The sequence below is a fragment of the Xylella taiwanensis genome (genome assembly GCF_013177435.1).
In the GTDB taxonomy this organism is placed as follows: Bacteria; Pseudomonadota; Gammaproteobacteria; order Xanthomonadales; family Xanthomonadaceae; genus Xylella; species Xylella taiwanensis.
This window is the reverse complement of the sequence record NZ_CP053627.1, coordinates 2,007,094-2,029,157: the sequence shown is the minus strand read 5'-3', so window position 1 is coordinate 2,029,157 and position 22,064 is coordinate 2,007,094. Positions and strand designations below refer to the sequence as shown.

Sequence of the window (22,064 nt, the reverse complement as noted above, 5' to 3'; positions counted from 1 at the left end):
CGATACAGTGACGGTGTCGGTCGGTGTATCGGCACTACGTGTTTAACCGAAAGTGCTGCTTGGTCGCGATCTATGTAAACCTGATTGCCAAGTCAGGCTATTGTCTTGACCAAGTGTTGGTGGACCACGGCCTGTTAACACTGATGGTGCCGAAGCAATGCCCCTGCGGTAGTGAGCGTCTGGAGATCGCAGTGCAGGTCGAACACTGTTTTTTAGACATTCTGCTGAAGCAATGCGGTAACGTCAGTCCGACGCATCTACAGGTGCTCGACGCCATCCTGTACCTTGCTGAGTACGACTGTACATGGGGTGACTTGCCTAAGCGCTTTGACCACTGGCAGACGATCTATACAGGCATGAACCGATGGGTGAAGCCAGCCGTGCTGAATCAACCCTTCGAGCCACTCCAGCAAGCACAGGTCGTACAGATCGATAGCCAAACTATGTTGCTGGACAGTATGCGTGTGAAGGTTCCTCCGGAGAGTACTGGTACACCTCAAAAAACGGTTCGCTGGCTATCTCGGCACATCCCGTGGTGGGAGGAACACCAAGCACCACCCCTTCACCAAGGACGTGCGATCCATCGCATGTTCTGTTGTGTTGCGTGAGACATCCTTTTCCTCCTTAGTACAGCCGATGTTTCCATTCCAGCGTGTGGATTGCGTGCTGTTTGAATGAAAGCGAGCGACTCATCCTTGGCTGGCTTGGCATTTGTTTACCTAGCGATAGCGCACAGTAATATCGGCTATCTCTATGTCAATGCAGTGCGGGTATGCACTTAAGCTTGGGGTTTCTAACCATCTAACCATCTAACCATCTAACCATCGGTGCCAAGCGCTGTTTGAAAGTTGTATCCAATGTTCTGCATGACCTGGATGATAGTCTGCTTACAGACATCTGCATGGAACGCATCCGCTGGCGGGGCATCGGATGATCTCAATGATCAAAGAGAAGCCAGGTGGTATTGTCATTCAGTGTCTAGTCGTGGCGACCGTGCGTAACGGTGCCCAGTGCAGGTAGGTAAAGCTGCGCCACAGCCATTCACACGGACCGAAGCGAAAGCGTTGTAGCCACCACTGGCTCAATGCGACCTGAAAGATGAACAGCACAATTGCAAATGGGAGCTGCCACACCCGCGGCAAGCGCTCAAACAAGCCCAGACCATAACCATAAAAGATCAGGGTACAGACCACGGACTGTAGCAAGTAATTGCTCAACGCCATGCGCCCGGCTGGTGCGGCCCAAGTCAAAGCAAATGCGGCGCGTATCCCCCAAGCCAGGTAACCCAGGCACATCAACAAGTCAGCGATCACGCTCAACACATATGCACTGGATGCCTGCACGTCGATCCGGCTCGGATCCTGCCAAGAGGCTAGATGCACGCTGAGCAGCATTGCCGTTAATCCTAATGGCCAAGCACCCCAACGCAGCCAAGCGAACAAACGCGTATACCGTTCTGGTTGCAGAATCGCACCGCTGCGTACAAACCAAGTACCCAACACAAACATGCCTAATACATGCGTGCCGTTGATGATGAGTACTTCCAGGCGATTTTGTAAATCGTGTAAGCGCTGTGCGGTGGCCTGAGCATAGGTGCCAGCACCGTAGGCTTGGCGCTGTTCGTGTATGGCTTGTGCTGCTTCGGTGCCGATCTGCACCGAGGCTGTTTGCCATTCCCTGTTCATTGCGTTCTCGGGACTTGCCATGATCATGAAATGAAACAGGATGCACGCCGCCACCAGTACCGCAGGCACCAGATAGAGCAACACTCCGGTGAGCGGCAATGCTGAGGTGGGTAACGTGCGTGACATGAACAGCGGCAACGCCATGAGTGCGTACAGCACCAAGATGTCCCCGGACCAGATCAATACCGCGTGGATGAGTCCAATCGCCAACAATCCTAAGCTGCGTCGTAAGTAGAACGGCATGAATGCGTGACCGGCGTCCGTAGCGCGCTTGTTCATCACTGCAAACCCCATGCCGAACAGGAGTGAGAACAGCGTGTAGAACTTACCTTGGACCAGTACGTAGATTAGTGCGTCGCTGAAGCGGTCAGCTCCGGTCAACTGCGGATCGATACCGGTGATACCGACATCGATCGGTCCCACGAAACATTCGATGTTCATGAGCAAAATTCCCAGCAACGCACAGCCACGCAGTATGTCGAGTATGGCGATGCGTTCGTTCTGGGTCATGGGATGCAGCGGGGACATGGCAGCGGACATACACAATCCTGATGACGTGGCGCCTTGGGATGGAGCGCCAAGGCGGATAAGCTGCAGAAGGCTGTATACGCTAAGCGTCAGTGCTGGTGGCCACCGTTGCCGTGCACGTGGCCGTGCTCAATTTCTTCCTGAGTCGCCTCGCGCACCCCAATGATCTCCACGTCGAAGTGCAGATCCTTGCCGGCCATCGGGTGATTCAAATCGACATCGACTACGGTCATTCCAACTTTCTGCACAGTGACCGCTTGTGCGCCGGTGTTGGTTTGCAACACAACCTGCATGCCTGAGACGACACGGGTATTTCCAAATTTCTTCTTCGGTATCCTTTGGATCAGCCCTTCGCGATGCTCGCCGTAGGCATCGGCGGCCTTGACGTCAACGCTGAAACTGTCCCCAGCGTGTTTGTCCAGCATCGCGTTCTCCAATCCCGGAATGATGTTGCCGTGACCAATGAGGATTGCTAACGGCTCGCGTTCCTTGGAGCTTTCGATCGGCGCTTGACCGACCTCGGAAACAGTGTAGTGAAAGCGGACAACGCGGTCTTTTTCGATCTTCATGTCTAAACTCGTTGACGGGACTGTACGGTGGCAGCCATGTTAGGGATGGCTTGTCCACGGCGGTGTGCACCTTGATGATGGTGGACACTCGAATACGTGCGATTATCCTGGCTCCATGTGTAACAAGCCAGTTCTCACCGTTTCGTGGAAGCGGGCCATCGGTTCGATCGTCCTGACCTTCTCAGCCATGCTGGTGGGTTGCAGTCGCGTGCCGGTCAAAACTGAGCGTCAACCCGCTCCAGTCAAAGTATGGCCCCTCACAATCCCAGCTAATCCGGATGCAGCCAATGAAGTCGTGATGCGCGCCTTAAGCTTGGTGGGTACTCCGTACCGCTTTGGTGGCAACACCCCGGAGGGTGGATTCGATTGCAGCGGTTTAGTCAGCTACGTATACCGAGATGTGCTCGACCTGCGGTTACCACGGACTTCCTACGAACTGGCGGCAGTACAGGGCCCCAAGATCGATACTGAACAACTGGCCACTGGTGATTTGGTGTTCTTTGGGAGTGGTCGCAGTGTCACTCACGTTGGCATCTATCTCAGTGAAGGCCGCTTCGTACATGCGCCTAGCAGTGGTGGCACCGTGCGTTTGGATCGCCTTGATACCCCTTACTGGAGGGATCGTTACACCGGTGCGAAACGTGTTTTGCACTGAATTGTAACAATCATCACCCCGCATAAAACGAAAATTTAACTTTTTTTAAACCTTATACAGCCTGGACCGGGGCATTATGCTCCCTTACTTTCGAACAGTGTGATGCTCGCGTGAAGATCAAAGACGAACAGTTTAAATCTAACCCCGCTGTCCATCCATTTCAGAAACCGTTTTATCTGTTGTGTTCTACAACGCTGCTAATGGGCGCTGTACCGGCCTTGGCTCAGGACTTGGCTCAGGACATCGTGCAACTCCCCGTTGCTGCTGCTGCCGTGCATGTCACTCCTGATGTTACTGAGACTTCCTCTCCTGCGGTTGTCTCTCCTGCGGCTGTTCCGCCGCGTAACCGCGCTGATGCGGCTGCCACTGTTGCCTTGGCCGCACTGCTGCCGCATCTGGCCAACAACGATACGATTCCGTTGATGGATCGTTCTGCAATGTTCGCTGGTGACCTCAATCGAGCGTTAACCGGTTACGACGTATCCCAGAGCACCCTCGCTGCGGCCGAGAAAGCAGTCACCGACAAAAAGACCCAAGTCGTCCTTAGACATGCGATGCACTTGCTTGGTACGCCTTACCGCTGGGGTGGCACTAGTCTTCGCGGCTTTGATTGCAGTGGCTTGGTCAATTATGTGTTCCGTACTGCACTTGGGATCGAGTTGCCACGTGTCTCGCGGGATATGGCGCGTCACTCTGGTGGTGAGCTGATTAAGGATCGTAAAGAGGTCCGTACCGGTGACTTAGTGTTCTTTGGTAAGGCGGGTCGTATTACCCATGTAGGGATTGTTTTGGATAACGGATTATTTCTGCATGCTCCAAGAACGGGTAAGGATGTTCGTATGGATTCATTTGCAAGCGGTTACTGGAGTCATAAATTCATCCAGGCGCGTCGCGTGCTTTGAATGATTCAGCGACATGAGATTTCGTCCGATTGAGGGAGAGTGAGCATCTTGAATGCACTTTTTCTCTATAAGTGAATGAGGGCAAGCCTCTGCCATGCTCGCTGGAGCTTTCATCTCTTGATGTGGTGAATCTGCCAGCGAGTATGCATGGATCATGATGTCGATGAATTAAGGTATTCCCGTTCGAGTGGACAATGGCGTTACTGGTCCGTCGTCTGGTCCATCTCAAAGAAGAGGTATGCACGTCTGTTGAGCAGGGCATGCGCCACGGGGCTGGGCAACACGTGTACTTGGGCGTCAATACACCGTCGGTCTGTCTCCAGACAATAGCGTTCCGACGGGTGGCATCTCAGCCCATGCCGGACCACCATGCGATCAATGAGTCCCCGTGTTGTATGCACTGCCCCGGTGCAGCGGAGCCTCACTGACCACCATCCTCCCGTCATGCAACTTACTTTGCCGGAGTTAATCAGGATTTCTTGATCCCAACCTTACTGGAAGCAGCCTCGTACACCGCTGTATCCAGCAATCCCGTTTCTTTTGCCACCAGTACCGGCACCAACATCTGTCCGGTGACGTTGGTCATCGTGCGCATCATGTCTAACACACGGTCGATGGCATACAGATAACCGATGACCTCCAGCGGCAAATGAGCCGCACTCAGCACGACTGTCGCCATCACCACCGCCGTACCCGGCACACCGGCCGTACCAAAACTGCCGAGCACCGACGCAATAAGAATCACAAAGTATTGATTCGAGGTCAGTGATACACCGGTGTACTGAGCGATGAAGACTGCACATAACGCTGGAAAGATCGCGCCGCAACCGTCCATCTTGATGCTGGCACCGAGCGGCACAGCAAATGCGGCGTAGTCCTTGTTCACCCCCAAATGATGGGTGATCGCGCGTAATGCCACTGGCATGGCAGCAAAACTGGAAGAACTGACGAAAGCGACCTGCATCCCTGACGCTACACCTTTGAAAAACTTCAATGGATGCAGACCATGTGCCAGCAGAAGCGCGCTGTATACCACCACGATGTGGAGGGCACAGGCCAAGTAAAGTGCCAACACGAAGTGGCCAAACGGCAGCAGCTTCTGGAAACCATAGCTGCCGACTAAAGCGGCGATTAATCCAAAGGTGCCCAGCGGCGTTACTTCGAGCACAAAGCGGGTGACCTGGATCATGATCTCACTCATCTGCCCGATCAGCTTGCGTATCTCGGTCACACGTTCGCCAAGCTTGACGATGGCCAAGCCCAGCAACCCAGCGAAAAAGATCACCGGCAGAATCGAGCCACGTCCAGCCGCCAAAGTCTTTTCGCCGACGTTATTGGTTCGGGTGCCGATACCGGTCAATGCATAAAACGGGTTGGATGGCACCACATCCAGCAATACCTGTACCGGACTCGGCACATCTGGCGGTGCCCACGTTGCCTCCACACTCACATCTAAGTGACCAGCACCGGGTTTCAATACTGTGCCCACACCCAGCCCCACACAGACGGCTAATGCGGCGGTGACAATAAACCACAGGAAGGTGCGTCCGCCCAACACGGCGACCGACTGCTGCCCGTGCAGCGCCGAGATCGCGTTGATCACTGCGAAGAACACCAGCGGTACCGCGATCATCTTGATCAAGGAGACATACAGCGTGCCGAACGGCCCAAACCAAGTCTTGGCAGCTGGTCCCATCACCCAACCGACCAGTGCACCGAGCACAAACCCCCCGACCACACGCTGCCAGAACGGAATACGTAACCAAGCCGAAATCAACTTCATAAAGATCATCCAAAATGGGGAGCAGACAATAGCCCTTGTGCTATTCACATATGAAACCATGGCTGAAACAGTGTCATCCATGTGATTTGATTCACGGCACATAATCTCATTCATTCTCTATTTCACGCGCCTTCGATCACCCCATGTTCCGACCTTTTGCTCCTTGCCTCGTTCTTTCTGCACTACCGTTTACCGCTGCTGTTTCCTTTGCATCGTTTGCGGCTCCCGGTGCAGCACCCACTCCGATGACAGTGCCCCGTGTTGCCCATCCTGACGGTGAGACCCCGCCATGGTGGTACCGGAGCGGCGCAGCGCGGGCTGCGGCTAACGGTGCAATGGCTGGCAAAGCCAGGAACGTCATCTTATTCCTTGGCGACGGCATGAGTTTCACCACAGTCGCCGCTGCACCCATCCTGGAAGGCCAGCGCAACGGCGCCAGTGGCGAAGAGAACGTATTGTCTTGGGGGAACTTCCCTGCGACCGCACTGAGCAAGACCTACAACACCGATGCGCAGACCGCAGACTCAGCAGGCGCGATGACCACGATTACTTCTGGAGTGAAAACCCACATGGGGAATGGGGGCGATCGGCGTCAGTGCCGGCCAACGTAACGACTGTGCCGGTAGCCTCGGCAAAGATCTGCTTAGCTGGTTAGCACCGGCTGACAGCGCCGGTATGGCGACCGGCATCGTCACGATCATCCGTATCACCCACGCCACTCCGGCAGCGCTCTACGCACACCCCCCGGAACGCAACTGGGAGAGCGATGCCGACCTGCCTGAAGCAGCCAAGGTTGAAGATTGCCGCTCGAACACGACCGCGACCGTCATCCCAATGGCGAGCCTAGTCTGGCCGAGATGACGCGTGTGGCGATCCAGTCATTGTCCCGCGCATTGTCCCGCGATCCGCATGGTTTTGTGCTGATGGTTGAGGGCGGCCGCATCGATCACGCACATCATGCCGGTAACGCATTCAGAGCACTGGACGAGACCATCGCATTGTCAGATGCGGTACGTGAGGCGGTGCAGCCGGCGCCTGAAGACACCTTAATTGTGATCACGGCTGACCATTCCCATACCCTCCACTTTGTTGGCTACCCGGTACGCGGCAACCCAATATTGGGGAAGGTGCGTGGTACCAGTGGCGAGGCAGGAAACCGCACTCAGTACGCCCGTGACTTAAATGCCTTGCCCTATACCACACTGACCTACGCCAATGGTCCTGGTCACACCGCCGCTAGCAATCTCCAGCCCGCCGGAGCCAAGCACTTGGGTCATGAACCGCGTACTGATGCGTTGCTGCATGGCCGCCCGGATCTAACCAATATCGATACCGAGTCGCCGCATTATCTACAAGAAGTGCTGGTGCCATTGCCATTGCAGTCTGAGAGCCACAGCGGCGAAGACGTAGGCATCTGGGCCACTGGCCCGGGCAGTGCGGCGTTCCGCGGCGTGCTCGAACAACACGTGATCTACCATCTCATCGTCCAAGCGACACCGGCGCTACGCCAGCGCCGGTGTGCGGCAGGCACCTGCAACACAGATGGCGTGCCAGTTGAGTTGCCAAAGGTGGCCAATTTCGAACGCAAGGACCGGACCGTGCCGTGAACCTCTCCCACAATGCCGCAGCGATAAACACCACGCTCAGTCTGGGCAGCGCTTTAGCCACAACACATCATCGCTAAGACAGCACCCCGTCGGTGTGGCCAGCGCGGCGCTGCAATGGCCCACGTTGTCAGCACCAATACATCTGGCATGACAGTCCAGATGTATGTTCGGTCATGGCTCCGATCAATGTCTTTCGTTGATACACGCCAAACAGATCGATGTATGGATCGGTAATTTGCACTGGAGGAGTGATCTGGTATTCGTTTCTGGCCTTATACATCCTTGTCCCTGTGCTTAGATGCTGGAATGCACCGGAGGGGACGTCCCTACTCAGAATCGCTGGCGGTGATTCGCGCTAGCAGTGATACTGCGTCCCCGTTCCACCCGCCTGCATCGACCGTGTCTGTTGCCTTTCCCTGCGTTCCAGATACCGGCGTTCCTGTGCTGGTCGGTTTTAGCGGTGGACTGGATTCAACCGTGCTACTGCATTGGTTAGCCAATGCACCGGCACAGCATCTCCACGGCCTGGAGGCGATCCACGTACATCATGGGCTGCATGAGCATGCGGATGCCTGGAGCGCACATTGCGCCGCGTTTTGCGCACCACGGGACATCCCCCTGCACGTGGTGCGTGTGCAGGTATGCCACAACAGCGGGCGTGGTTTGGAGGCCGCGGCACGCGCGGCACGACGCGCAGCGTTCGCCCAGCTCTTGCAGCAGGGCCAGTACTTAGCGTTGGCGCATCATCGCGATGACCAAGCTGAGACCTGGTTGCTACGCGCCTTACGTGGCTCCGGCGATGGACTGGCGGCGATGCGTCCATTGACCCCATTTGCCGCGGGGCAACTCTGGCGCCCGCTGCTGGCCCTATCTCGGGCGCAGTTATTGGACTATGCACGGCAGCATGCTCTGGATTGGATTGAAGATCCGAGTAATGCCGATCCGCGCCACGACCGCAATTTCCTGCGTCTGCACGTGTTGCCCTTGCTGCATCAGCGTTGGCCGCAGGCGGCCGCGGTATTGGCACGCAATGCGGCCCTGGCGGCGGCGAACGGCGACCTGCTTGATGCCGAGGATGCGGTATTGCTGCCTGACCTGCTGGACCCTGACGGCGCATTGGACATCATCGGCCTGTACGTCCAGCCACCCGCACGGCGCGCACGGCTGCTGCGCGCCTGGTGCGCGCGCGCTGGCGTACCGCCGCTCCCCGAGCGAGGTGTGCAGATGATCGAGCGTGATCTGCTGCCCGCCGGACACGATTCCGCCGCGTGCTTCGTCTGGTGTCGTACCGAGATCCGGCGCTGGCGTCTGCGCTTGTATCTGCATCGTCCACAACCGGCATGGCCGCCTGGCTGGCAGACTGTTTGGAGCGGCACCGCACCGCTGATCCTGCCCGATGGCGGCCAACTCCGATTGGAGAGCCCCCATCAGACTGTAGTGCCCGGTTTCGCACGCCCCCTGTGCGTGCGTGCCCGCCGTGGCGGTGAACGCCTGGTGTTGCCTGGACGCACCCACTCGCATCTGCTCAAACATCTATTGCAAGCGGCTGGTATCCCCCCCTGGCGGCGCGCATCAATGCCGCTGCTGTGCGAAGGCGAACAGATTCTCGCTGCCGGTGATCGCCTGTTGGCCGCACCACTGCTCACCTGGTTGCACACTCACGGCTTGAAGCTGCGTTGGGAATCCAACAACAACACGTTGATTTGACCAGCCCCGTCACACCCCGCACACTTTCGCAATGCCAAAACATTCCCCGACAGACACGGCGCCGGTGGCCCGCTTCGAACAGTCGCTTCAGGAATTGGAGCAACTGGTACAGAAGATGGAGACGGGCGAACTCAGCTTGGAACAGTCCCTTGGCGCTTACGAACGCGGCATTGGCCTGTATCGTGAATGCCAGCAGGCGCTGGAACAGGCAGAATTGCGGGTGCGGCTGTTGAGCGATCCAATGCACCCGGATGACGGCGAGCCGTTCGATCCCGGCGTAGTGGGTGTATCGCCGTGAGCCAAGCGCTGTTCACGCACTGGCGCGAACGCACCGATAGCTACTTGGAACGATGTTTGCCCGCCCCGACACAGGCACCACAGCGGCTGCACGCCGCGATGCGGCACACAGTGCTCGGCGGTGGTAAACGTATGCGTCCCTTGCTGGTCTACGCTGCCGGGTCCCTGTTTCATGTCGATGCATCCGTACTCGACGTACCGGCGGCGGCGGTAGAACTGATCCATGCGTATTCGCTGGTGCATGACGATCTCCCCGCGATGGATGACGACCTGTTACGCCGGGGGCGTCCCACCGTACATATCGCTTTTGACGAAGCCACGGCCATCCTCACTGGCGACGCGCTGCAGACCCTTGCGTTTGAATGGCTGGCGGATGCGCCAGCCGACGCTGCGCTCCGTATCGCCTGGCTACAGACATTGACCCACGCGGCAGGAAGTGCGGGGATGTGTGGTGGTCAGGCACTGGATATTGACGCTACCGGTCAATGGCAATCGCTCCAAGCGCTGGAAGCCATACATGCCTTGAAAACAGGTGCATTGATGCGTGCCGCAGTAAGAATGGGCGCACTGGCCGGGAACGCTTCAGCGCAGGATCTACACGCCCTGGACACCTTTGCGGCCACGCTTGGATTAGCATTCCAAGTACGTGATGACATCTTGGATATCGAATCCAGTTCCGAACAACTCGGTAAGACGGCCGGCAAAGATGCCGTACAGGAAAAATCTACCTTCCCCGCCTTGCTCAGCGTAGAGGGGGCTAAGTCTTATCTGGTGCAATTGGCCGAACGCCTCTACGCCCAATTGCACCCTTACGGTGAACCTGCTGCGCCGCTGGCGGCGCTGGCGCGCGTGGCTGTAGAACGCGCTCACTGAGGCGTGGTCTTGGATTTTCGTTAATTCGGTCTGATCAATCTTGGATCGCTATCTCACGGCCATCCTGCTGTTCAACCGTGTTGCCTTACGGACCTGCACCGCGGCCAGCAGGCACGGCAGACAATGCAATGTGATACAAGTGGCTAAATCAATGGATCAGGAATATGGGATCAGGATGTCGGTCACCCTAATGGAATCCAAGGACACCCAGCCGCTTAACCTGGACAACGGTCACCTCATTGATACCCGTGGCAGCGACACTCGCACCAGCCTAGCCGGCGATCTGGCAATGAAGCCTCACCTCCTGATACCGCGAGTACAACGGCGCCCCATCGTGCAGCCGCATCGAAGCATTGCCTTGATGAGTGACCATGTAAAAAGGAGTCCGTCTATATTTTTTTATTTGCATGAGATGCAGCGTATTTTGTTGCGTGTCTTTGATGGTGAACGCTGCATCATGGAGGAGTATCTTGAAGATCAAATTCAATGAATTAAAAGAATTCATTGCTGATCATGGCCGCTATATTCTTGCGGTGTTTTTCTTTGTCCCGATGATCATTAGTCAATGTGCGATATGGATCGGTGTAACGGATATTGGTTTTGTTTCGCCATGGGAAACGTCGTATCGAGAGGCATTTGGCGGGGCCGAGGGGTATTCGTTCACTGTGGTGATGTATTGGGTGATGTCGCCTCTTGTGTTTTTATGGATACATTCAAAAGCGAATGATCAAGGCATGTCCTTGAAAAAAGCGATCATTGTCATCCCTGCAATATGGTTGTTGTCAATTGCTTGTGGGATCATTGTTTATGATGTAGGGCCTGCTTCTACCCTTCAACATCCATCCACACGGTTATTAGGGATTTTAATATTTGGGAAGTGGCATCTTGGTTTTTGTATATTATATGGGGGAATTTTTTATACTTTTTGTTTCACGATTTATATAGCATCATATTTAACGTTTCGTTTAATTTCAAATAGACTTAAAAAGGAGTGATAGTATTATGCGTAATAATGCGACAGGGACATCAACATCCAATCAGAGTGATGACAGCAATTTCGATGATGTGCGCTCAGCATATGCCACTGGGGTCTTCGCCTTTGGGCAAGAATACAACAAACAGTATTCCATACTAATTCGGAATACGGACCAGCAAGCAGCCCACATTCAATTAATTGAATAATTGACGTCTGCAGTCGATATTCAACATGATGTAAAATGCGATATCTGTAAAAGAGAGATGACTGTCATGCGTATGACGAAACTGAGAGCTTCATTAATCCTCTTTGCACTATTAGTTGCTCTTCCAGCCTTACTTCTCGCCCCTTTTTTAATCTACTCAAAATTGAAGGGGGATGAATATTATCTGAGTATCTCAAATAGAACGAATGATTCCATTTATGTAAAGGATGTGCTAGTAGATAATCAGTCAGTGGGATTGAAAGAATTTATTGTTGCCCCCACGAAAATCTATTGGCACCCTAATCATGGTTTATTTAAATCAAGAAAAGTGAATAAAGTAACTTTAAAGATAATTGAGGAGAATGGAAATGTAGCCTCTGTTAGCTGCCATCTTAAAATGCCTTATGATGGAATAAAGACATGTCTTTTGAAGTTCTCCTACAAGGGAGTATCAAAAGATGCTAGTTGCGGGTGTGATAACCTTGATGAGACGGACTATGACTAAATATTATATGCGTAAAAATGCTTCTTGGAGCTTGAGGGATAAAATTGATGGTCGTGTTCCTGGTGATGTAATCTATGAATCAACCTGGTCATATCTTCCTGGGCGTGAGGATGGTCCTGCGGATGCATACAGACATCTTTTACTTTCGGCGGAGTTAACCCGTATTTATGGTGATTCTTATGCTCGTGCATTACTAAATTTTCATGAGTGGGATGGAAACAGACTAGGACAGTCGTCTGCATCTTATAGGATGGACCAACATAATAATGAGTTGGGAATTGCGATTGGCAAAAGACTGGGTAATGATCCCAATGCCAACCACCTGCCATGAGGCCTCAGCCGCTTTTACCACGATGACAACAGCGCTCCATCGTGCAGCTACAGCAAATCATTGCTTTGATGAGGGACTATTTAAACTTGAAGAAGTTCGCTGATATTTTTAATTGCATAACATCAAGTGTATTCTGTGAACGTCTTTGATGGTGAACGCTGCATCATGGAGGAGTATCTTGAAGATCAAATTCAATGAATTAAAAGAATTCATTGCTGATCATGGCCGCTATATTCTTGCGGTGTTTTTCTTCGTCCCGATGATCATCAGTCAATGTGCGATATTGATGGGTGCGACGGATATTGGTTTTGTTTCGGGTTGGGAAACCTCTTATCGAGAGGCATTCGGCGGGGCCGAGGGGTATTCGCTCACTGTGGTGATGTATTGGGTGATGTCGCCTCTTGCGTTTTTATGGGTACATTCAAAAGTGAATTATCAAGGCATGTCCTTGAAAAAAGCAATCATTATGATTCCTGCGATATGGTTGTTGTCAATTTTTTTTGGAGTATTCCTTTTTAAAGGAGTGTTTGTTACCCCTCTTGACGGAACGCATGTTTCTTTTATTGGAAGAAGATTTGCAGGTGGACAATTTTTTTCATTAGGGAGGTGGCATTTTGGTTTCTGTATGATATATGCGAGTTTTGTTTGGGTTTCTGCTTTAATTTGGTATGGGACATTATATTTGAGTTTGCGTTTAATTTTGAATAGACTTTAATGGAGTATTATCGTAATGCGTGATAATGCGACAGGGACATCAACATCCAATCAGAGTGATGACAGCAATTTCGATGATGTGCGCTCAGCATATACCACTGGGGTCTTCGCCTTTGGGCAAGAATACAACAAACAGTATTCCATACTAATTCGGAATACGGACCAGCAAGCAGCCCACATTCAATTAATTGAATAATTGATGTCCGCAGTCGATATTCAACATGATGTAAAATGCGATATCTGTAAAAGAGAGATGACTGTCATGCGTATGACGAAACTGAGAGCTTCATTAATCCTCTTTGCATTATTGGTTGCTCTTCCAGCATTACTTCTCGCCCCATTTTTGATCTACTCAAAATTGAAGGGGGATGAATATCATCTTAGCATTGAAAATAGAACGAATGATTCTATTCATGTGAAGGATGTGCTGGTGGATAATCAGTCAGTGGAATTGAAAGAGTTTATTGTCCCCCCTCTTAAAATTAATTGGATATTTGAGCATGGTGTATTTACATCAAGAAAAGTGAATAAAGTAACTTTAAAAATAATTGAGGAGAATGGAAATGTAGCCTCTGTTAGCTGCCATCTTAAAATGCCTGATGAAGAAATAAAGAGATGTCTTTTGATATTCGGTTATAAAGGTATTTCAAAAGATGCTAGTTGCGGGTGTGATAACCTTGATGAGACGGACTATGACTAAATACTATATGCGTAAAAATGCTTCTTGGAGCTTGAGTAACATTTTCACGGGTAAAGTTGCTAATGCTGCAATCAATGAATCAATACACTCAAAGCTTCCTGGGCGTGAGGATGGTCCTACGGATGCATACAGACATCTTTTACTTTCGGTGCAGTTAACCCGTATTCGGGGTGAGCGTTACGCTCGTGCAGCACTGAATTTTCACGAGTGGCGTGGGAACAAACAAGGACAGTCGCTTGCATCTGAGCAGATGAACCGGACTAACAATGAATTTATGGAGTGAGATTGGTAAAAGATTGCTTAATGATCCCAATGCCAACCACCTGCAATAAGGCTTCAGCCGCTTCTACCGCGATGACAACGGCACCCCATCGTGCAGCTACAGCAAATCATTGCTTTGATGAGGGACTATTTAAACTTGAAGGAGTTTACTGATATTTTTATTTACATGGCATCAAGTGTATTCTGTTGCCCATCTTTGATGGAGCAGGCTGCATCTGGGAGAGTGTCTTGAAAATCAAATTCAATGAATTCAAAGAATTTATTGCGGATCATAGCCTTTATATTCTTGTGGTGTTTTTCTTCGTCCCGATGATCATCAGTAAATGTGCGATATTGATGGGTGCGACGGATATTGGTTTTGTTTCGGGCTGGGAAACCTCTTATCGAGAGGCATTTGGCGGGGCCGAGGGGTATTCGTTCACTGTGGTGATGTATTGGGTGATGTCGCCTCTTTTATTTTTGTTAATTCATTCACGATGGACCTACCAAAGCATGCCTTTGAAAAAAGCGATCATGATGGTTCCTGTAGCATGGTTGATATCAATTCTTTTAGGGGTGATCGTTTTCAAAGGAGTGTCTGTTGCTCCTCGAGCGTCTGTTTCTTACTTGTCAACTAGATTTGACGTTGTGGATTTTCTTTTCTTAGGGAGGTGGCATTTTGGCTTCTGTATGATATATGCGTTTATTGTTTTGATGTGTGTTGCACTTTGGTATTACATATTATATTTAAGTTTGTGTTTAATTCTGAATAGACTTTAATGGAGCAATATCGTAATGAGTAATAATGTTGAAAGGAAATCAAAATCCAACCAAATCGATTCCAGGATTTCTGATCAATTGGGTGAAGCGGTGAGAACTGGGACCTTCACCTTTATGCAGGAATATGAAAAACATTAAATTTTTAATGGAGGTTCTATGATGTTTTTTCGACTCTTAAGAAAAAGTGTTTTTTTATTTATTCTTGCCTCAGGAGTCATTGGGCTTTCAGGATGTGGCGGGACTTCGGTAGAAGGTTCAGATGAAATATTCAGTGCAATTGATGATGTTTTTGTTGAGAGTGGGATGTGCTCCAGCAAGATAGATTGTAATAAGAAACAACTTGTATTTTGGGATGGAAATGAGAAGATATTTTATATTAATTTTTATTTTGGCTCAAAGAAGATTGATCCATCGTTGATCGAAAAGGCAATTTCAAGAAAAAAAGAAGAGATTGGTATGCGTACAAAAGTGAGGATATCGTTTTACAATAAAACTAAAGCTGAGCTATTGGAAAATGGCGTGATATATAACATGATTTTTGTATCTCCATATTACCGTAAGGAGTTGTAATGAGTAATAATATATCTGTTCAGGTCAGACATGACATTGGCGGCGTAGATGGCATCCCACATACTTTTATTGTGATTACCTTGCCCGATGGGACTGAACGTGAGTATGGATATGGACCAGCCAAACCAGGAAATCTACGTGGACCTGGGACGGTGTTTGAAACTGGATCAAACACGGGAAAAAAACCACATGAGTATCAATGAAGTAGTTTGAAGTATAGTATTAGTGTGGATCAGTATAATGCGTTAATGAGATTTATCGAAGCCACTCGTCGAGGTCAAAATTATTTTGTTCTTGGTTTTGGGGGTAGAGGTACTTATAATTGTACTACTTGGCAAGCCGCAGCGTTTATTTCTGCTGGTATCATATTACCTTCTACTGCAGCTTTACAGTGGAATCCATACAGTCAATATCTTCTGAATAATATAGAAAAGATCCCTTTTATATTTAATGATTGGTCTATATCTGAGTTATCGCATAGGGCGTATGAATCTTTCCATGAGGCAAGAAACTTCACCCCCCGCATCGACCCGCTGGTGCTGGACCTGGACGGCGACGGCATCGAAACCGTGGCGGCGGGTAAGCACATCCTGTTCGATCACGACGGCGACGGTGTCAAACATGCTAGCGGCTGGGTGAAACCCGATGACGGCTTTCTGGTGCTGGACCGCAACGGCAACGGACGCATTGATGATGGCAGCGAACTGTTCGGCGCCGATACGGTGCTGAGCAACGGCCAGAAGGCTACCTCCGGCTTTGAGGCGCTGCGCGATCTGGACACCAATGGCGATGGTGTCTTTGATGCTGCCGACACTCGCTTTGCAGATGTGCGCGTGTGGCGCGATCTCAACCAGGATGGCCGCTCCCAAGACAACGAGCTGTTCACCCTCTCCAGCCTGGGGATTGCCTCGATTACCTTGACCCCCACCGACACCCAGGATCTGGACCTGGGCAACGGCAACCTCATCGACAACCGCGGCACCTACACCCGCACCGATGGCACCACCGGCCTGGTCGGCGACCTGCAATTAGGCCTCAACCACTTCTACCGTGATTACAGCGGTGCCCATGACCAGGTGATCGTGACGGACGCGGCGGCGGTGTTGCCGTACTTGACAGGCAGCGGTGCGGTGCGCGATTTGCAAGAGGCCGCCAGCCTGTCACCCGCCTTATTGACCGCCCTTCAGGCCCTGGTGTCCGGGTCTACCCAGGGCACCCTGCGTGCCGCGCTGGATCCGGTCATGGCCTTGTGGGCCGATACCTCGGCCATGCCCAGCACCGAGCAACGCCTGGAAACCTCCGGGGAGGTGCCCCGCACCGTGTATTACCACGGCGCCGTGCCTGCGTCCGTCACTGCCCAGGGGCAGCAGGCCGTGCTGGCCTGGACCCAGCAGCAGCACGCCCGGCTTGGGCCGATCATCGCCATGTTGGAGAAGTTCAACGGCTCCAGCCTGGTCAGCGATCAAAACGGCCAGATATCCACGGGTGGGCAGTTCTTCACTTGGAACCGCGTGGTGCATCCCGACGGACACCGCGAAGAGGTAATGCGCATTTTGCTGCAGCCGGAGCAGATCGACGATTTGATGAAAGCCTATGACAGCCTGAAAGAATCCGCCTATGCCCGCCTGATCCTCGGCCCCCGGATCAGCGATTACCTGTCGGGGATCATCGCGACAGAGAACAACGGCGCCCTGGGATGGGATGCTTCTGGGTTGCAGGCCAAGTTGGATCACACCTGGCAGCACAACAAAGCCCAGGCCCTTCAAGATGTCATGGACCTGTACCGCTACGGCAGCGACGCCGTGGCTGGCAGCGGCTGGGATCCGTTGGATGCCTTACGTGACATGATCGACCGGACCGCGGCGACCGCCGATGGGATGCAGGCCCTGGCGGATGCTTGGATTTCCTTAGTTTCTGGAGAGGCCGAAGGCAGCGCGGCAGCGGACATGATGTTTGGTGATGCAGGCGCCAATATCCTGCGGGGCGGCGCTGGTGACGATGTGCTGTTCGGTGGCGCCGGAGACGACACACTGTATGGGGGAGATGGCAACGACATTCTCCGCGGCGATGCGGGCAATGACACCCTTTACGGAGGAGAAGGAAACGATCTGCTGCTAGGCGGCGATGGCGATGACGTGCTGGATGGTGGTGGCGGCAGCAACCGCCTGGAAGGCGGCGCCGGCAACGATGTGCTGAAAGTGGCCTGGTATGCCAATAACAACGTGCTGATCGGCGGTACGGGTGACGACATTCTGTACGGCAGTAGTAATGCTGACACGTATTTGTTCGAGAAAGGAGACGGCCACGACACCATCGTGGAGCGGGGCGGTTCCGACAAGCTCGTGTTTGGTGAGGGGATTGCTGCCAGCGATGTGCGGATACGGCGTGAAGGTCAAGACGTGGTGCTGGATTTGGGCAATGGCCACGACAGCATCCGCTTGAAGGACTGGCTGACGTCTAACGGTAACCGTAACCGCAGTGCTGACATTGAGCAGATTATTTTTGCTGATGGCACGATCTGGACTGGAGATACCCTGAGCAGCCTGGACTGGCTGACGGTGGGCACTTCTGGCAATGACACGCTGCAGGGCTGGGAAGGAAACGATCTGATGCTAGGGGGCGATGGCGATGACGTGCTGGATGGCGGTGGCGGCAGCAACCGCTTGGAAGGCGGCGCCGGCAACGATGTGCTGAAGGTGGCCTGGTATGCCAATAACAACGTGCTGATCGGCGGTACGGGTGACGACATTCTGTACGGCAGTAGTAATGCTGACACGTATTTGTTCGAGAAAGGAGACGGCCACGACACCATCGTGGAGCGGGGCGGTTCCGACAAGCTCGTGTTTGGTGAGGGGCTGCATCGTGAAGAGGCCCTGTTTAGGAGGTCAGGAGACGATCTTTCCATCCTCTTCAATAACGGTGACGACCGGGTGACCGTGGCGGACTGGTTCCGTGGATCGGCTCATCAGGTGGAATCTTTCGCGTTCCAGGATGGGACGGTGCTGTCCAGTGAGGTGGAGCGTTTGATTGCTGCGATGGCGATGACGCCTGCGGTGACGACGACACAGGCGACCGTGCGTGACATCAATGCGCATCACTTGCTGGCGGCGAGTTCGATTGTCTGAGGGTGTGTTGTGTACTGGGAGGCCCCGCAGATGCGGGGCCTTTTGGTATGGCTTCTAGGAGGTGTGCTTTGAAACATGAGTAGTGGGGGGTTTGTTCATAAAATGGTGTTTTTGTGAAAGAGGCGGGCCTATTCATTCAGCCGTACTGGTGAATCGTGATCTGGATCGATCGAAACGAGCAGTACCTGTGGGTGTAGTGCTTCCGGAAGTGGCTCATGCTGTTGCTGCGCCTGCGCCAGTGTGGCTAACGTGATCGGGCATACGTCCGGGTAGAAGGTGAAGCCCAAAAACACCGGGGTCTCATGTCCCTGCAGAGTATGTGAAATCAGTGAATGTCGCCGGATGCGTGCAAGTCGATATTGGGTATCGCATACCAGCGTACTGCCTGCGTGTGTGGCCATGCTGGATGAGGGGCTCTGACCAGCCATGTTTGCCCGATGCGCAGCTCCACGCCAGCGGTCAGTAAGACCAGCATGGGTACTGTGGTCGAACCTGGTGGTTTCCACTGCAATGGATGCTCAATGATACGGCCTGTGCCTCTATAATCCTGGGCCGATCTGATTTTGGCTGTTGCTATGACTGCTGCCGCAGCCGATGAGCTTTACACGATTGTCGACTTGATCCGCTATGGTGCCAGCCGTTTTAACGAGGCTGGTTTGACTTTTGGCCACAGTTACGACAATGCGTTAGATGAGGCGACTCAACTGGTGTTGCACACCTTGCATCTGCCGCCCGATCTTGGCCCCGCCTATGGTCAGGCGCGGTTGCTGCGTACTGAGAAGGAGCGCGTGCTAGCGCTGTTTGAGCGGCGTGTCGCCGAGCGCGTGCCGGTGGCTTATCTGACGGGTGATGCTTGGTTTGCTGGGCTGAACTTCAAGAGCGATGCGCGCGCACTGGTGCCGCGCTCGCCGATTGCTGAGTTGATCCAGGTTGGCTTTGAGCCGTGGTTGGCAGGGCGCGAAGTACACCATGCGCTCGACTTATGCACGGGCTCGGGATGCATTGCGATTGCGATGGGCCACTACAATCCGCATTGGAGGGTGGACGGTGCCGACATCAGTGATGATGCGCTGGGGTTAGCTTTGGAAAACAAGGCGCTCCTGTTGGCGCATAACGTCGAGTTGATTAAGTCAGACCTGTTTGTTGGTCTGGTTGGGCGCCGCTATCAGTTGATTGTCAGCAACCCGCCTTACGTGACTGATGCCGAGACCGATGCACTGCCTCGGGAGTATGGTTATGAGCCAGTGTTGGGTTTGCGTGCCGGCCCGGATGGACTGAATCTGGTGCTGAAGATCTTGCGTGATGCCCCGGCACACTTAGATGAGGATGGCTTGTTGATCTGTGAGGTTGGTGAGTCCGAGCAACATTTGGTGCAGCGGTTGCCGAATGTCGACTTCGCTTGGATCGAATTCAAAGTCGGCCAGATGGGTGTCTTTGCGGTTGAATGCCGTGAGTTGATGGTCCACCATGACCGTATCGCTGCGTTGGCTGCCGAACGTTGAGGGTGCTTGTGCATGGGGGCGAACACGTTTGGAAAGCTGCTGGCGGTGACGACCTTTGGTGAATCACATGGTCCGGCGATTGGCTGTGTTGTTGACGGCTGCCCTCCAGGATTGGAGCTTGCAGCCGAGGAATTTGCCCACGACTTGCAACGCCGTGCGACCGGCAGGAGCCGTCATACTTCGGCACGCCGTGAGGCCGATCACGTTGAGATTCTTTCCGGTGTTTATGAAGGCCGTACCACGGGCACTCCGATTGCACTGTTGATCCGCAATATCGACCAGCGTAGTAAGGATTATGTGGCGATTGCCCGCCAGTTCCGTCCGGGCCATGCCGATTACACTTATTGGCAGAAGTACGGTATCCGTGATCCACGTGGCGGAGGGCGCTCTTCAGCGCGCGAGACAACCATGCGCGTGGCTGCCGGGGTGGTTGCCAAGAAGTGGTTGAAGCAGCGTTATGGTGTGACGGTGCGCGGTTTTCTATCTCAGCTTGGCGAAATACGCCCGGAAGGCTTTGCTTGGGATGTGGTCGAGGATAATCCGTTTTTCTGGCCGCATGCCGCTCAGGTGCCGGCGCTGGAAGCCTACATGGACGCGCTGCGCAAATCTGGTGATTCGGTCGGTGCGCGTGTGGATGTGGTCGCCGAAGGCGTGCCGCCGGGTTGGGGTGAGCCGATTTACGGCAAACTTGATGGTGAACTGGCTGCCGCGTTGATGAGTATCAATGCAGTCAAAGGTGTGGAGATCGGTGATGGTTTCGCCAGCACGGTACAAAAAGGAACGCAGCACCGTGATTTGATGACTCCTTTGGGGTTTCTCAGCAACCATGCTGGCGGCATCCTCGGTGGCATTACCACCGGTCAGCCGATGATTGCCTCGATTGCTCTCAAACCGACTTCCAGCCTGCGTGTGCCTGGTGAGACGGTGGATGTGGATGGTGATCCGGTTCAGGTGATCACTACGGGGCGTCACGATCCCTGTGTGGGGATCCGGGTCCCTCCGATTGCCGAAGCGATGGTTGCGTTGGTACTGATGGACCAGGCGCTGCGCCACCGTGCCCAGTGCGCTGATGTGGGTGAGATGTGTCCGCGGATTCCAGGGGGGGTGAGTGTCTGGAGTGCCGATGATTGAGTACCGTTTACACGGATGGGGCAGGCAGCTGCTGTCCGACGATGTCCGGATGTCGCTGGATGTGCTGCTGACGATTTCCACTGATCTCACCGACATGGCTTTCAGGTCGTGCCGCAATCATTGGCAGCGAAATGTGCGTCATTGGACTGGGTTTATGGTTATGCTCGGCCGCAACGGATACATCCTTGCTGCTGTAATGACCTATGTTCCACAGCTATTTGTCAGTGTCGCGTTTGGTATCGGTGAGCATGTATTCCATTGGCACACATGCAACCTGGCTGGGTGTCCTTGAGGTGTGGGCTGCATACGGGACGTTTGCTGCATTGCTCCGATTGCACCCAATGATGATTGGGGCTTGGTGTTACTGTACATGCGGCGGAGTCAACGCATCATCATGATGGTCGGGGAAAAATCATGATCTCCGGTAATCTTGTTGGTGTATGGGTGTTGGTTCATGTCCTGGTTGGCTGCGATCTGACCGTGCCAAAGTGACATGAGGGTGGGAGGTGAGTTGATGTGTGGGACGATCTCTGGATACAGACAAAGCTGACAGCATCAAACGATAGGGAATCTCAGTGTGCCCTAGTCGATTTCTCAAACCCTGAGATCACGGTGTTTCTGTTTCTTTTGTTTTATCTTTTTTTGAAGGAACGATGTT

The 22,064-nt window shown here is 53.0% G+C and carries 23 protein-coding genes and 2 pseudogenes; 21 read left to right on the top strand and 4 right to left on the bottom strand.

Annotated features, from left to right (window positions below):
• Positions 1–59: 59 nt before the first annotated feature.
• Positions 60–608 (top strand): transposase, encoded by a 549-nt coding sequence (locus PLS229_RS08735; RefSeq protein WP_069636201.1) that lies wholly within the window; start codon positions 60–62, stop codon positions 606–608.
• Positions 609–971: 363 nt separating this feature from the next.
• On the opposite strand, the gene PLS229_RS08730 is transcribed toward PLS229_RS08735, so the two are convergent.
• Positions 972–2,225, bottom strand: a complete 1,254-nt coding sequence (locus PLS229_RS08730; RefSeq protein WP_114867172.1) for a DUF418 domain-containing protein — start codon at positions 2,223–2,225, stop codon at positions 972–974.
• A 77-nt stretch (positions 2,226–2,302) separates the two neighbouring features.
• Positions 2,303–2,782 (bottom strand): FKBP-type peptidyl-prolyl cis-trans isomerase, encoded by a 480-nt coding sequence (locus PLS229_RS08725; protein ID WP_038271526.1) that lies wholly within the window; start codon positions 2,780–2,782, stop codon positions 2,303–2,305.
• A gap of 115 nt (positions 2,783–2,897) precedes the next feature.
• On the opposite strand from PLS229_RS08725, the gene PLS229_RS08720 reads away from it, so the two are divergent.
• Together PLS229_RS08720 and PLS229_RS08715 are read left to right on the top strand one after the other, a co-directional pair.
• On the top strand, positions 2,898–3,437 hold the full coding sequence (locus PLS229_RS08720; RefSeq protein ID WP_171898056.1) for a C40 family peptidase: 540 nt from the start codon (positions 2,898–2,900) through the stop codon (positions 3,435–3,437).
• Between the two features lie 110 nt (positions 3,438–3,547).
• Positions 3,548–4,339, top strand: coding sequence for a C40 family peptidase (locus PLS229_RS08715; protein ID WP_425511061.1), 792 nt, complete (start codon positions 3,548–3,550; stop codon positions 4,337–4,339).
• 469 nt (positions 4,340–4,808) lie between these two features.
• Here PLS229_RS08715 and PLS229_RS08710 read toward each other — a convergent pair whose 3' ends face one another.
• Complete coding sequence (locus PLS229_RS08710) at positions 4,809–6,122, bottom strand: dicarboxylate/amino acid:cation symporter (protein ID WP_038271525.1); 1,314 nt, start codon at positions 6,120–6,122, stop codon at positions 4,809–4,811.
• Positions 6,123–6,265: 143 nt separating this feature from the next.
• On the opposite strand from PLS229_RS08710, the pseudogene PLS229_RS08705 reads away from it, so the two are divergent.
• From PLS229_RS08705 to PLS229_RS08635, 15 genes and pseudogenes are all read left to right on the top strand, one after another.
• A pseudogene (locus PLS229_RS08705) lies at positions 6,266–7,729 on the top strand (alkaline phosphatase).
• Positions 7,730–8,128: 399 nt separating this feature from the next.
• The gene (tilS, locus tag PLS229_RS08700) at positions 8,129–9,436 is read left to right on the top strand and encodes a tRNA lysidine(34) synthetase TilS (RefSeq protein ID WP_038271545.1); all 1,308 of its coding nucleotides are present in this window, start codon (positions 8,129–8,131) and stop codon (positions 9,434–9,436) included.
• A 31-nt stretch (positions 9,437–9,467) separates the two neighbouring features.
• On the top strand, positions 9,468–9,734 hold the full coding sequence (locus PLS229_RS08695) for an exodeoxyribonuclease VII small subunit (RefSeq protein WP_038271524.1): 267 nt from the start codon (positions 9,468–9,470) through the stop codon (positions 9,732–9,734).
• Positions 9,731–10,606, top strand: a complete 876-nt coding sequence (locus PLS229_RS08690; RefSeq protein WP_038271523.1) for a polyprenyl synthetase family protein — start codon at positions 9,731–9,733, stop codon at positions 10,604–10,606. Before PLS229_RS08695 ends, PLS229_RS08690 begins: the two co-directional genes overlap by 4 nt.
• A gap of 175 nt (positions 10,607–10,781) precedes the next feature.
• Complete coding sequence (locus PLS229_RS08685) at positions 10,782–11,096, top strand: hypothetical protein (RefSeq protein WP_160165191.1); 315 nt, start codon at positions 10,782–10,784, stop codon at positions 11,094–11,096.
• Positions 11,047–11,601, top strand: coding sequence for a hypothetical protein (locus tag PLS229_RS08680; protein ID WP_038271521.1), 555 nt, complete (start codon positions 11,047–11,049; stop codon positions 11,599–11,601). The genes PLS229_RS08685 and PLS229_RS08680 overlap by 50 nt, the downstream gene beginning before the upstream one ends.
• Before the next feature lie 253 nt (positions 11,602–11,854).
• Positions 11,855–12,292 (top strand): hypothetical protein, encoded by a 438-nt coding sequence (locus PLS229_RS08675; RefSeq protein ID WP_038271543.1) that lies wholly within the window; start codon positions 11,855–11,857, stop codon positions 12,290–12,292.
• Positions 12,285–12,623, top strand: coding sequence for a DUF6973 domain-containing protein (locus PLS229_RS08670; RefSeq protein ID WP_152536630.1), 339 nt, complete (start codon positions 12,285–12,287; stop codon positions 12,621–12,623). The genes PLS229_RS08675 and PLS229_RS08670 overlap by 8 nt, the downstream gene beginning before the upstream one ends.
• A 148-nt stretch (positions 12,624–12,771) precedes the next feature.
• Complete coding sequence (locus tag PLS229_RS08665; protein WP_038271519.1) at positions 12,772–13,338, top strand: hypothetical protein; 567 nt, start codon at positions 12,772–12,774, stop codon at positions 13,336–13,338.
• A 198-nt stretch (positions 13,339–13,536) separates the two neighbouring features.
• Positions 13,537–14,037, top strand: coding sequence for a hypothetical protein (locus PLS229_RS08660; protein ID WP_230428232.1), 501 nt, complete (start codon positions 13,537–13,539; stop codon positions 14,035–14,037).
• Positions 14,030–14,320 carry a hypothetical protein gene (locus PLS229_RS08655; protein WP_038271516.1) on the top strand — a complete coding sequence of 97 codons (291 nt, stop codon included), beginning with the start codon at positions 14,030–14,032 and terminating at the stop codon, positions 14,318–14,320. Before PLS229_RS08660 ends, PLS229_RS08655 begins: the two co-directional genes overlap by 8 nt.
• Before the next feature lie 227 nt (positions 14,321–14,547).
• Positions 14,548–15,078 carry a hypothetical protein gene (locus PLS229_RS08650; RefSeq protein ID WP_201745726.1) on the top strand — a complete coding sequence of 177 codons (531 nt, stop codon included), beginning with the start codon at positions 14,548–14,550 and terminating at the stop codon, positions 15,076–15,078.
• A gap of 156 nt (positions 15,079–15,234) precedes the next feature.
• Complete coding sequence (locus tag PLS229_RS08645) at positions 15,235–15,648, top strand: hypothetical protein (protein WP_230428231.1); 414 nt, start codon at positions 15,235–15,237, stop codon at positions 15,646–15,648.
• On the top strand, positions 15,648–15,851 hold the full coding sequence (locus PLS229_RS08640; protein WP_081755452.1) for a hypothetical protein: 204 nt from the start codon (positions 15,648–15,650) through the stop codon (positions 15,849–15,851). Before PLS229_RS08645 ends, PLS229_RS08640 begins: the two co-directional genes overlap by 1 nt.
• A gap of 303 nt (positions 15,852–16,154) precedes the next feature.
• A pseudogene (locus PLS229_RS08635) lies at positions 16,155–18,773 on the top strand (calcium-binding protein); the annotation flags it as partial.
• Between the two features lie 128 nt (positions 18,774–18,901).
• Here the strand turns inward: PLS229_RS08635 and PLS229_RS08630 are convergent.
• Complete coding sequence (locus PLS229_RS08630) at positions 18,902–19,174, bottom strand: SCO family protein (RefSeq protein ID WP_230428294.1); 273 nt, start codon at positions 19,172–19,174, stop codon at positions 18,902–18,904.
• Positions 19,175–19,348: 174 nt separating this feature from the next.
• Here PLS229_RS08630 and prmB point away from each other — a divergent pair, with 174 nt between their 5' ends.
• The 3 genes from prmB to PLS229_RS08615 are packed head-to-tail and all read left to right on the top strand — an operon-like array spanning position 19,349 to position 21,698.
• On the top strand, positions 19,349–20,275 hold the full coding sequence (gene prmB / locus PLS229_RS08625; RefSeq protein WP_038271514.1) for a 50S ribosomal protein L3 N(5)-glutamine methyltransferase: 927 nt from the start codon (positions 19,349–19,351) through the stop codon (positions 20,273–20,275).
• A 12-nt stretch (positions 20,276–20,287) separates the two neighbouring features.
• The gene (gene aroC, locus PLS229_RS08620) at positions 20,288–21,406 is read left to right on the top strand and encodes a chorismate synthase (RefSeq protein ID WP_038271513.1); all 1,119 of its coding nucleotides are present in this window, start codon (positions 20,288–20,290) and stop codon (positions 21,404–21,406) included.
• Positions 21,399–21,698 (top strand): hypothetical protein, encoded by a 300-nt coding sequence (locus PLS229_RS08615; protein WP_038271512.1) that lies wholly within the window; start codon positions 21,399–21,401, stop codon positions 21,696–21,698. Before aroC ends, PLS229_RS08615 begins: the two co-directional genes overlap by 8 nt.
• Positions 21,699–22,064: the final 366 nt, after the last annotated feature.